Below are 11778 nucleotides of genomic sequence, written 5' to 3'. Positions count from 1 at the left end.
TCAGAACGTTGATTCCAAACCAACATAGAGCGCACGGCCGCGTTTGGCGTACCCCCAGACGTCGGAATACTCTTTGTCGAACAGGTTGGTGACACGACCGGTCAGGGTGACCTGATCGGTGAGGTCATATCGAGCCGCGACGTCCACGGTCACATAACTCGGCATCTCCACCACCGGATACGGCCAGGCGCCGAAAAACTGCGTATCGTAGTTCCCGGTCACATAGCGCAGATCGGCGTTCACGTTGCCACGTGCGTTCATGAACTGATGCGTCGCGCTTAGCAGCAATTCGTGCTCGGGACGGCGCACCTCGACGGAGCCATCGGCGTTTGATGCGTCCAGGTAGGTGTATGCCAGACGGAAAGTCAGATCATCGGTGGCTTTGATGTCACCGGCGATTTCGACACCGCGGCGCTTGGACTTTTCAGTTCGGTTGCGATAGGTGTTCATGCCCAGACCGGTGTCGAAATACCATTCGATTTCGTCTGTCAGGTTTTCGCGAAACATGGTGACGTCAACCAGACCACGGCCTTGCAGGAACGGCACTTCGACGCCCAAGTCAAAGCTGCGGTTTTTCTCAGGCGCTAGGTTCGGATTGCCAACAGTGCCAGATGAACTGCCAAACAGCTCGAAGAAGGATGGGTCGACGCTGCCTTCACCCGCCGACGCGTGCAGGCGAACGCCGTTGCCAAACACATAGGCGGCGCCGACGTTCCAGGTGGTGTCATCGTCGAATGAGCTGTTGTTGTCACGCCGCAGCCCGCCCTGAACGCTCAAGCCATTATTGAACGATCCACGATATTCCACCGCAAAAGATGTCCGGTCAGGTCGGTAGTCTGGGTTGGAGTTCGACCGTTTCTGAGTATTTTCAGCGATCACGTTCACGATCTGGTTGGCGTCTTCCAGTGTCGCACTGTCCAGCGCGAAGCTCAGTAGATAACGCACCGATTTCCGGTCCGCCTGAGAAAAGCGGCCAGCGCTGGATAGGCTTTCGAAGTCGCTGTAATCGTAGGACAGGCGGTGTTTCATGCGTCCGCCCAACATTGCGTATTCGGCAAATATACTGGCGAGCCGCTCGGTGCGCTCGGAGGTTGCAGTGGGGTCGTCGGTGACGCTTTGATCAACCGTCACAGCCGAGTAGTTTTGCGGATCGCTGTCGTACTCCTCTTCGGAATGGCGGAAGGAGAAGCCAAGCTTCAAATCTTCCGACACCAAATAGTCGCCGGTCAGGTTGATGGTACTGCGCTCAATCCCGTCTTTTTCGCCGCCACTGCCGGAGATGTCATAGCCGCGATCGTTCAGGTGTGACAGACCGACCGCCAGGCCGCCGCGTTCATTGCGCATTGAATAGCGCCCCGCGACCGAGGTTGCGTCACCACCTTCGATTTTGCCAAACAGCTCGCGACCGATGGCACCCTTCTTGGTGATGATATTGATGACACCCGACGACGCGCTGGATCCGTAGAACACCGATTGCGGGCCGCGCAGAACTTCGATGCGTTCGATATTGGCGGTTTCCAGGCCCGACAGGATGTATTCGTCATTCCCAGCCGATGCAGGAACGCCGTCGATCAGTATCAGTGTATTGTTGCCTTCACCGCCGCGGATGCGGATCTGAGTGAAATTGTCGCCAGAACCGTTGACCGAAATACCGGGCACCGCGCGCAGCGCGTCCTGAACGGTCAGAATGCCGCGTTCTTCGATTTCCTCGCTCGTCAGGACCGAAGCTGAGCGGCCGTATTTCTGGGCCTCGACCGGCGTAAAGCCGCCGGAGACGATGATCTCTCCCAGATCGGTGACGACGTCATCCTGGGCGATTACGATTGCTGGTGCAGCGGCCAGAGCCGCAGCCAATGACAGGCTTGCCTTGCGCATATTCCATTCCTCCCGACCCGCGCAACAATCACAGGCCAAGTGACTGCCCAAGCGGGCAGTGTATTCGGGTTTGGTCTTTGAAAGGCATTGCCTCCGCAGACAGTGAAAACTGCCACCACTACGGAAATCCGTTATCTACAGCGCGCCCCGCACCGGGATAGGGTGATCATCCTGGCAGGTCTCCTGACTTGCGGGTCGAGGCTTTGCCGCACCTTCCCGCCCCTCGGGGCAGTGGCATCTCGCAGCATTGCTCTCCGCTCACAGTTGCGGGGGCAGTCACGGATTCGGCGCATGTTGGCTACACCTCACCGTGTTCCCTATTAACCGGGTGGTTTCCCAGCCGGACCAGAATTGCCGGAACTTATGCAAGTTGAGCTTTTTTTGTCAAGCGCGAATGTCTCACTGGCCGCCTTGGATGCAGCTCCAAAAGGCTGCTTCCCCAGTAGGTTAGGTTTTGTCTAATTCATTTGCTGATCGGAGAGGTCGCTTGGCGACGAGAAATTCTGATGAGCTGATGTCGGTTGGCGTTGATAACTGCAAATAAGTCTTTCATTTGATTGGGTTCGGCAAGGGGGGCGGTCTTGTTACGCAGGAAGATCAAGCGGCTGCCGCTGGTGGCAACGTTCCGGAAATTGCCACTCTGCATTGTCGGCTTGGAAGCCTGCCTGAGCACACATTTTGTGCGCCGGACTTTGAGCGGGATGGGGTTTTTGCCCCGGATCATTCCAGCGATATATGTGAATCCGTTCAATAAGGCGAACAGAACGGCGACAACGACGCCGAGGTAATTACGGAAGCCGCCCTGCGTTCCAACCTGAAGGCGTCGACTATGGCTTGCTGCAGCATATCATCCATATTGGCTCGCTCAGACATACCCTGCCTCTCTGAGCTGAACCGCATCGATACCGGGAGGCTCAGGCATTTCTGACAATGCTGCCGCCCGGGCTTCTTTGAGGAGGCAGGTTTCTTCTACCTGGGGAGATGCAGGATCACTTTCCGCGAAATGCGCGGCCTTGACGCTACCAAAGTCGTGAACATTCTCGAGCGTGAGAAGCGAGAGCAGGGCAGATGCGGCGCGTACCGGGCGCGCAGTGCGAGGCCTGTCACAGCACTGCCCCGGCTCTGGCGCCGGTATGGCCGCCTGCACACCAGCTTTCGCGGCCATTGACAAAGACCAGGTCGATACCTTCCGCAGGGCGGGTGGGGTGCGTGTAATCGTTGCCTTCACGGATGGAGGCGGCATCAAAGACCACCAGGTCCGCATACATACCTTTGGCAATGCGGCCCCGATCCTGCAGCCCAAAGCGGTCGGCGGGCATCGAGGTCATGCGTTTGATGCCAGTTTCAAGGTCAAAGACCCCTGTGTCGCGGACATAATGCCCAAGAACCCGCGGGAAGGTGCCCCAGACACGTGGGTGCGGATGGCTGCCACGGGCGATCCCATCTGAACAGATGATCGTATGCTCATAAGCAAGGATGCGGCGCACATCGGTCTCATCCATGATGAAAAATATGCCAGTGGCCGGCAGCAGGCGTTCCATCGCACTGTCGATATCGGTGCCCCATTCCGCCGCGATGTCAGACAGATCGCGACCTGCCATTTCGGGGTAGGGGACGGATTCAGCGACGATCACTCGGCTGGCCTGTCTGTGGCGGCCCGAATTCAGCATCGTGGAAGACGCCGTCCAGGGCGTCGTATCCAGCCCGACGTCCTGCAGTTTTCGTGCTTGGTCAATCATCGCAAGCGTCGTTTCGCTCAGCCCGTGATTGGCAAGGCCCGCGCATTTGTGATGGCTGACATGAACACCACAGCAGGCATCACGGCCGATCTGAAAGGTTTCTTCGAGCGCTTCAATGACTTGATCGCCCTCATCACGCATATGGGTGACGTAAAGTCGGCCATGTGCCTGCGCGACCCGCGCCATTTCTATCAGCTCTTGGGTGGTCGCGGCACGGGCGGGCGGATAGAACGGCCCGGTCGACAGTCCGATCCCGCCCTCCGACAGGGCGCGGTCAAGCGCGCGAACCATGGCGGCGGTCTCGGCCCGGTCGGCGGGGCGGTCGAGGTCAGCCACTTCGTTGATCCTTAGCGTGCCATGCCCGATCAGGCAGGCGCTGTTCACCGCAGGCGGATCCGCCCGCAGCCGGTCGCGATAGGCGGCATAACTGGCAAAACGCGGCATGTCATCCGACAGGACCATGCCCAAGGGCTGCGGTAAGGGGCCGGTCGCGGTCAGCGGCGCGATGGAAAAGCCGCAATTGCCGTTGATGATCGTGGTCACTCCCTGGCTCAGCATGCAGTCCATGCCGGGATCTGTCAGCACCACCTCGTCGTGATGCACATGCGGGTCGATGAAGCCCGGCGCTACAATGCGCCCCGTGCAGTCGATTACTCGGCCTGCGGTCCAGCGCGACAGATCGCCAGTCGCCACGATCCGGTCATCAGTCACGGCGAGGTCGACAGACTGGCGCGGGGCACCGGTCCCGTCGATGATGTTACCACCGCGGAATAGGATATCAGCATGCATGGATTTGGGCCTTTCGTAAGTGGAAAGCTGGGGTTGTTCAGGATCGGTCTTCGGAACCATCCACAGAAGATGGCTCTGTGGATGGTTCTGTCATCGGCTCAGCCCAGCGGGCGATCAGATGGATCAGGATCAACACGATGGTGATTGGCACCGCAATCGCGACCCAGAGCGTGGAAAAATCAAGCGCATCAGCGGTGCTGCGGCTGTGCCGGGTCAGAAATCCGCGCGCGAAATTGCCCCCCGGACCAAAGAAGGAATGCCACAGGATGGGCAGCAGGAATACCAGCACCAGCAGTGATTGCACCGCCCCCGCAGCCATGGCACGCCAGGAGGATCCCGACGTGCCCTGAAACAACGCCGGGTCAAAGCGACGCTTGAAAGAGAGCGTCGCGCCGATCAACCCGGCCCAGATCATTGCATAGCGCGCCAGTTCCTCGGTCCAGGATGGCGGCTGCGAAAAAGCATATCGTGCGACGACCTGAAGCATGACCGCGCCAACCAGCACCGCCAGGGCCGTCACCCCGATCACCGCCGCCAGCTGGTCGAGCCTGTCGCTAATCCTGCGGGCAAAATTGCCGATGCGTCGCACGATAGCCATCCTCAGTTCCGAACCTGATCCAGCGCGTCAGTAAAGAGCTTCAGATGCGCTTCGCTCATGATGTCGGCCCATGTGGGGCCTGTGGCCGCAACCATCTTGTCGCGTTCGCCCGGTTCCAGTTCGGTCAGGGTGACGCCCGCCTCTTGATGCTTTTGGCGCACCTCTTTGCTCCACTGTGCGATCCATGCGCGGTTGGCCTTGAAACCAGCCTCGACAGCGGCGTCGATCTGGGCGCGTTCTGCCTCGCTTAGACCGGCATACCAATCTTCAGAGAGCAGCACCGTACGGGTAGAAGGAGAGATATTGGCCTGGGTGAAATGCACCAGGAATTCGGTGTGACCGGTCCGAATGGCCGAATTGGGCGGGTTGAAATATCCGTCAGCCACGCCGGTCTGAATCGCATTGGCGACCTCGGACCAGGCGACAATGGTGCCGGTGGCGCCAAGCGCCTCTTGATAGGCGAGCTGTTCGGCATTGAGCGCGCGGAAACGCAGCCCTTCCAGGTCCGACATCTTGGTAATCGGTTTCTTGGCATTGTGCATGCCGATGCTGGTGCCGATGTAGTTGAAGCCCGCCAGCCGCACACCGTTTTCCAGCAGCGGCACGTTCATTTCCGCGAGCAGATTGGTTTCTGCCATGATGGTGTCGAACTCATCATTGTCTTCGAACATGAAGGGCAGCAGAACGCCCTTCATCAGGGGGCTCATCCCAAAGGCGGTGGATGCGGTGGCGAGGTTGACCTCTATCAGCCCCTGCGCGACCTGGTCAAAGCGTTCATCCTCACTGCCCAGCGTGCCCGAGGGAAAGACCGTGATCTCCAGCTCAGTGCCTTCCAGAGCGGCACTAAAACCTGCAGCCCAGGCCGCTTCGGCATTTGTTTCAGGGTCATTTGCGCCATTAATGGCGATCTTGATCTCAGCCGCGGCCGGTAGGGCCATGGCCAGGGCCAGGGCCGCCGTTGCGGTTCCGATGCGGAATGCTTTCATTGTGTTTCTCCTCTGTTGAGTTTTATTGGACAAGTCCCAGCGCACGCGGCAGGGCGAGCGAGATTTCAGGGACGAAGGTCAGCACGCCCAGCAGCGCGATTTCGGCAAAAAAGAACGGCAGTGTCGCACGGATCAGGCGCCAGTAGTTGATGTTCACCGTGGTTGCCAGGATCAGCAGCACGCCCCCCAGTGGCGGCGACAGCAGCCCGGTGGTGATGTTGAAGCAAATCACGATACCCAGATGTACCGGGTCGATCCCCATCGCCAGCGCCACCGGCACAAAGATCGGTGCAAAGAGCGCCACGGCCGCCTTCACATCCATCGCCATCCCGGCGATCAGAAAGACCACATTGATCAGCATCAGATATTGCAACGGGCCAAGACCCCAGCCCTCGATCGTCACGGCGATCGCCTGCGGCCACTGTTCCAGCGCCGCAATGTAGCTGAAGGTGGAAATGGCGCACAAGATAATGAACAGCGCCCCCAGCAGCACCGCCGAACGCAGGGCACTGTCCCAGACATCCTGTAGCGAGAGTCTGCGGTAGGCCACGCCAATCCCCAGCGCCGCGATCACGGCAACGGCGGCGGCCTCTGCCGGTGTCATAAAGCCAAACAGGGTGCCGCCAAGGATGATGACTGGTAGCGCCATGGCCGGCAGCGCCCGGAAGAAAGAGGGCAAGATCGCTGGCAGGTCGGACTCTGCGCCGCCCGGGTGATCATGACGCCATGCAAAATAGGCATTCATCCCCATCAGGACCGCAGCCAGCAACAGCCCCGGCAGAATACCGGCAGCAAAGAGCGCCGTAACCGAGGTCTGCATCAGCGCCCCGTAGAAGATCAGGATGGAAGAGGGCGGGATGATCGGCCCGATGATCGAAGAGGCCCCGGTGATGGCGGCAGCATAGTCCAGCGGATAGCCACGGCGCTGCATCTCCGGCACCAGAGAATTCCCCAGCGCCGCCGCATCTGACACCGCCGAACCGGACACGCCTGCAAAGAAAACACTGGTCATCACATTTACATGCCCCAGCCCGCCCTTCAGCCTCCCAAGGAACGACATGCAAAAATCAATCAGCGCCGAGGCAAGACCTCCGCGATTCATCAGGTCACCAGCAAAGATGAAGAGCGGCATCGCCAGAAAGGCAAAGACATCCAACTGGCTGAACAGTCGCTGCGGCAGCACCGCCATGTAACGGATATTGTCGCTCAGAATGAAGGTGGTGATCGAGGCCGCGCCGATCACATAGGCAATTGCCGCCCCTGAAAGGACACCGCCAAGCACAAGCCCCAAGATTACCACTGCTTGCAAGGGAGGCTCCGATCTTGTGCAAATGAAGGTCTGACTGAAGGTTTCATGGCGCCATTTTCTCTGCAAATTCAGCGGCAGGAAATAGAAAATATTTTGCTATGGTATAGCTTATTACTATATGCTGGCCAAAACCGCAGAGGAAAAGCCATGCGAGGCATCACACTTCAACGGCTGCAGGTGTTTTGTGCCGTCTACGAGCGCAGTTCCATCTCTGCGGCGGCACGCATGTTGGGATTGTCCCAGCCGACGGTCAGCCGCCATCTTCGCGATTTCGAAGCAGCCGCCAATCTGACGCTTTTCCTACTCGAAAAGGGCCGCGTCTGGCCCACCGCAGAGGCCGATGCACTATATAGCGAAAGCCGCTTTCTGCAGGATGGCATCGGCCGGATGGAAAGCCGGGTGGAAAGTCTGCGCCAAGGCACCGGATCTAAACTGGCAGTCATGACGGTGGGGATGCTGATGCCGCAAATCCTGCCACCGGCGATCTCTGATCTGGTTGGGCAAATGCCGGGCCTGCGTCTTTCGGTGGATGTTGCAACCGCCAGTCGGCAACTGGAAGCCCTGCGATCGGGGCTGATAGATATCGGCATCATGGCTGGACATGTGGCCACCGATGCGGAAACCATTGTGCCGCTTGGCAGCGGTCGGCTGGTGGCCCTTATGCCCCGCTCACAGGCCCCGGCGGATGGCTGTGTCGCGCTGGAGGATGTGGCACGGATGCAAACCGTCGACAGTACTGCCCGCGGGCCGATCGGTCGCATTCTGGATGCAGCGGTGCGCGAGCGTGGTATTGCCTTTGAAGGCGCTATCATGTGCAATTCTCTTATCGCGGTACCGCCCCTGGCACAGGCCCTCCAGCGCGCTGCGGTTCTGGATGAATTCACCGCGCAAGCAAACCCCTTGCCGGGTATGGCGACCTGTCGGTTGGAACCCAAGATCGAATTCCCCATCCTTGCTGCTTCCCTCTCGCCAAGTGGCAGCCGTCTGGCGTTGGACAATCTGGTCGACCTCATGCGGTTGGCGCTTTCAACCCGTGCCACAGATTGATCTCCCGACCAGCCCTGCGATCTGTGGGGGGGGGCGCAATCAGGGGGCAGAATCGCGCGGAAACATGCGCAGGAATACGAGGCGTTTCTCGCACAGAGCCCGACTCTGTTGCGTAAATCGGCTGACAGCCGAGCCTCCTCTTTTCCCGGACAGACTTATTCTACGACCTCGGTGACGGATGCCCACGCCAAGAACTTCAGCGTCTTCCTGAGCCCCGGCGGCAGCTATCGCATGACCCCGCTATATGACATCGTGACAGAGTTAGGCGCACTGGAGGCCCGCCAAGTCGAACGCAAACAGATGAAGATGGCGATGTCGGTCGGAAACAGCCGGCATTATCGCTTCGATCAGGTTCACGGGCGGCATTTTGTGCAAACGGCCCTGCGCGCCGGTTTCTCGAAAAAGCGCACGACGGGCATCATTGAAGAGATCGCAGCAAGAGCGCCCAAGGCCCTTGATGGTGCCGCCAACGCCCTGCCCAAAACCTTCCCGCAAGCCATCGTCGATACCGTTAGTGAAACGATCATGGCGCGGCTGGGTGACGTCAGGTTGCCTGACAAGGTGTAAGGTGCAAGGCATTGAAACTATTATATTAGTTATACGGAGCGGGATTCTTGAAATGATGGGGGAACGATGACTGATTTTGAAGCCGATCCCGACTGCAAAGTGAAGCATCCTGAACCGCGCTGGTTTTGCAAAAGGCTCCAACTCCAACCCGTTTATCGCCCGCGCATGTGTCCTTCCAATTCTCCAAGATTTGCATCTGCAGCGACAAGCGACCTGGTGGATCGCACCAAGGCTGCGGTTAAATCAGGTGAATAGCCGGTTTGAGCCGTTCAAAGCATTTGGTCGTCAGGACGGGAAACCTGAAGGTTTTTCGACGTGGACCGCGGCGCAACGTTGGCGGCCATGGGGTTTCGGCCAGGTTGACAAACCTTGGAAGCCCCAAGCGGACACCGGGGCTGTTTTACCTTTTGGAATGCTGAATGACTTGCGAATCTGTCCGCAAAGAAAGGAGGATTTATGAGACTAAGCCTTGAGGGGGTATTGAGAAATTCTTGCCCACCTGCGCCTGGGTGGGCCGGATCCAGACGAAAAACCTCACGAGCTGAGCCTACAGCGTCAGGCATCGAAAAAAACGGGATAGAAACGTATAAAGTTGTGCTGCCAAGATCAGGGCGGATTCGCAGGCAGGTCCGCCAGATGTTCGCTCTAAAATCACAAACCGGTTCAATGAACCTTTTTGGAAAATCGGCGGCTTCAGCTAAGTCACTGAAGAATATGGTAGGCCCGGCAGGATTTGAACCCGCAACCAAAGCGTTATGAGCGCTCTGCTCTAACCGTTGAGCTACAGGCCCGCTGCGACGTGGTTAGAAAATGCTTGCCAGAAGGTCAAGCCATGATTGCAGCAGGCGGGTGACGACGGGCAATTGACGCAACACGCAGGGCTTCCATCCGATCGAGAAGGCTGGAAATCACGACCTCATGGCGTTTGTCATAGCTGTGGCGTGACGGGTAAACAGCATAGATTTCTTTTTGCTGTGGTTGATAGTGCGGCAGGATCTCCTCAAAACGGCCATCCCAAAGGGCCTCTTCCAGGAACAGGCGCGGGGCGCGGGCATAGCCGGTATGGTTGGTGACGGCGCGGATGATCAGATCAGGATCATCGGCGGTAAAGCCGACATGGACCGGTGCCTGATATTCCACCCCATCAAGGGTGAGCGAGACAAAACCGCCAGTCTGGTCCTCGTGGTGCTGGATGAATTTTAGCCGCTTCAGCTCTTCGGGGACCTTGGGGCGGCCAATCTGATCTAGGTAGGTTGAGGTGGCAAAAAGCACGGTCTCCATCTGGGCAATTTTGCGCGCCGCGCCGTCGCTGTCGCCCAGCGTGCCAGAGCGAATGGCCAGATCCACGTTTTCGCGCACAACATCCACCAGCCGGTCTTCCAGTTTCATCACGATATCCAGGTCAGGATAGGCTTGGTTTACCTCCAGCAGCACCGGCCCCAGGATGATGCGGCCAAAAAACGTACTGGTGCTGATGCGAAAGGTGCCGGAAATACTGTCTGTCAGGGCGCTCAGCTCGGCGGACATTCGGTTATAGCCGGACAGCAGCCCCTGCGCCTGGGTGTAAACCAACTGGCCAGGGCGTGTCGGCTTGACCCCGGTGGAAGAGCGGTGCAGCAGTTCATGGCCCAACAGCCCCTCAAGCTGTTTGATTTGCAGGCTCATCGCAGGCTGGCTGATGCCGCGCCGCTGTGCTGCCCGGTTCAGGCTGCCTTCATCCAGGGCAATGACAAAGCTTTCCAGCAATCCAAGGCGATCCATTCCTGTTATAATTCCTGCTTATATGCGCAATAGCGATATTCTGGCTACAGCCAGCTGCGCCTGCTGCTTTATTGAAGAACGTGACTGATACTGGTCCAAACCATATTGGAGTTCCTTATGACGATCAATCGTAGAACCTTACTTGGCGGCCTGGCTGCTGCACCGGCTGCCACCTTGATTTCTGGCCAGGCGATGGCTGACACCGCAGGGGCGCCGACCGCGTTGCCGCCTGTGCTGCACCAGTTCCATCTGGGGGAGGCAAAGGTGACTGTGCTTCTGGATGGTCATTTGCCGCTGGGGGTGCAGCTGTTTGCGGATTATGACGCAGAGAAGGCTGAGATCGCCCTGGCCAAGGGGCTGCATCAAATGACACCTGAAGGGCTGAATATTCCGGTGAATGGCTATCTGGTAGAGCAGGGGGATCGCAAAATTCTTATTGATGCGGGGACGGCAGATCTGATGGGGCCAAGTCTTGGTGCCTTGGGGGGCGCTCTGGCGGCCACTGGTGTGAAGCCCGCTGAGATTTCAACGGTTCTGCTGACACATATGCACCCGGATCATTCAGGGGGGCTGGTCAAGGCCAATGGCCAGGCGGCCTATCCCAATGCAGAGCTGGTGGTGTCGCAGGTGGAATGGGACTTTTGGCATGATGACGCGATCATGGCCTCTGTTCCCGAAGGTAGTCGCGGGTTCTTTCAGATGGCGCGGGGCACGGTTGCACCCTATGCGGATCGGTTGCGGCTGATTTCGGGCGAAGCCGCTGTGCTTGCAGGGTTCACCGCGCTGCCGCTGCCGGGGCATACGCCTGGCCATACAGGGTATATGCTGGACAGCGGTGGTGAGCAGCTGTTGTTCTGGGGGGACATCATCCACAGCACCGCGCTGCAATTTGCCTATCCCGACTGGACCATCGCCTTTGACACCGATCCGCAGCTGACGGCGGCGACTCGCCACAAAATGCTGGATCGTGCCGCCACCGATGGGCTTTTGCTGACCGGGAGCCATATCGACTTCCCGGGGCTTGGCCGGGTGCTACGCCAAACGGAAGGTTATGCGTATCAACCGGCGCCATGGCAATTTGGCCTCTGAAATAACTGCTGATTTGGC

10 protein-coding genes, 1 tRNA gene and 1 riboswitch are annotated in these 11778 nt (G+C 58.6%); of the genes, 4 read left to right on the top strand and 7 right to left on the bottom strand.

Translation table 11 applies throughout. From position 1 onward, the window contains the following. The 5 genes from P2081_RS08585 to P2081_RS08565 all read right to left on the bottom strand — a co-directional run bounded on the left by P2081_RS08585 (position 1) and on the right by P2081_RS08565 (position 7287). A complete protein-coding gene (locus P2081_RS08585; protein ID WP_278922462.1) occupies positions 1–1875 on the bottom strand; it encodes a TonB-dependent receptor plug domain-containing protein in 1875 nt (624 codons plus the stop codon). Positions 1876–2031: 156 nt separating this feature from the next. Then, a riboswitch (cobalamin riboswitch) is annotated at positions 2032–2240 on the bottom strand. A 738-nt stretch (positions 2241–2978) separates the two neighbouring features. After that, positions 2979–4403: an N-acyl-D-amino-acid deacylase family protein gene (locus tag P2081_RS08580; protein WP_278922461.1), complete on the bottom strand. Its 1425-nt coding sequence runs from the start codon at positions 4401–4403 to the stop codon at positions 2979–2981. 37 nt (positions 4404–4440) lie between these two features. After that, positions 4441–5001 carry a TRAP transporter small permease gene (locus tag P2081_RS08575; protein WP_278922460.1) on the bottom strand — a complete coding sequence of 187 codons (561 nt, stop codon included), beginning with the start codon at positions 4999–5001 and terminating at the stop codon, positions 4441–4443. Between the two features lie 2 nt (positions 5002–5003). Next, the gene (locus P2081_RS08570) at positions 5004–5987 is read right to left on the bottom strand and encodes a TRAP transporter substrate-binding protein (RefSeq protein WP_278922459.1); all 984 of its coding nucleotides are present in this window, start codon (positions 5985–5987) and stop codon (positions 5004–5006) included. Between the two features lie 22 nt (positions 5988–6009). Continuing rightward, a complete protein-coding gene (locus P2081_RS08565) occupies positions 6010–7287 on the bottom strand; it encodes a TRAP transporter large permease (RefSeq protein ID WP_278922672.1) in 1278 nt (425 codons plus the stop codon). 156 nt (positions 7288–7443) lie between these two features. Here P2081_RS08565 and P2081_RS08560 point away from each other — a divergent pair, with 156 nt between their 5' ends. The 3 genes from P2081_RS08560 (at position 7444) to P2081_RS08550 (ending at position 9165) form a co-directional block, all read left to right on the top strand. After that, complete coding sequence (locus tag P2081_RS08560) at positions 7444–8343, top strand: LysR family transcriptional regulator (RefSeq protein ID WP_278922458.1); 900 nt, start codon at positions 7444–7446, stop codon at positions 8341–8343. 108 nt (positions 8344–8451) lie between these two features. Then, a complete protein-coding gene (locus P2081_RS08555) occupies positions 8452–8910 on the top strand; it encodes a HipA domain-containing protein (RefSeq protein WP_278922457.1) in 459 nt (152 codons plus the stop codon). Between the two features lie 66 nt (positions 8911–8976). Beyond that, positions 8977–9165 (top strand): hypothetical protein, encoded by a 189-nt coding sequence (locus P2081_RS08550; RefSeq protein ID WP_278922456.1) that lies wholly within the window; start codon positions 8977–8979, stop codon positions 9163–9165. Positions 9166–9625: 460 nt separating this feature from the next. On the opposite strand, the gene P2081_RS08545 is transcribed toward P2081_RS08550, so the two are convergent. Together P2081_RS08545 and P2081_RS08540 are read right to left on the bottom strand one after the other, a co-directional pair. Further along, a tRNA-Ile gene (locus P2081_RS08545) sits at positions 9626–9701 on the bottom strand. Between the two features lie 34 nt (positions 9702–9735). Further along, positions 9736–10671, bottom strand: coding sequence for a LysR family transcriptional regulator (locus P2081_RS08540; RefSeq protein WP_278922455.1), 936 nt, complete (start codon positions 10669–10671; stop codon positions 9736–9738). Between the two features lie 117 nt (positions 10672–10788). Here P2081_RS08540 and P2081_RS08535 point away from each other — a divergent pair, with 117 nt between their 5' ends. Next, positions 10789–11760: an MBL fold metallo-hydrolase gene (locus P2081_RS08535; RefSeq protein ID WP_278922454.1), complete on the top strand. Its 972-nt coding sequence runs from the start codon at positions 10789–10791 to the stop codon at positions 11758–11760. Positions 11761–11778: the final 18 nt, after the last annotated feature.

The organism is Pseudophaeobacter profundi (assembly GCF_029697505.1).
Taxonomy (GTDB): domain Bacteria; phylum Pseudomonadota; class Alphaproteobacteria; order Rhodobacterales; family Rhodobacteraceae; genus Pseudophaeobacter; species Pseudophaeobacter profundi.
Note: the sequence above shows the minus strand (reverse complement) of the source record. Positions and strands in the feature narration are given on the sequence as shown.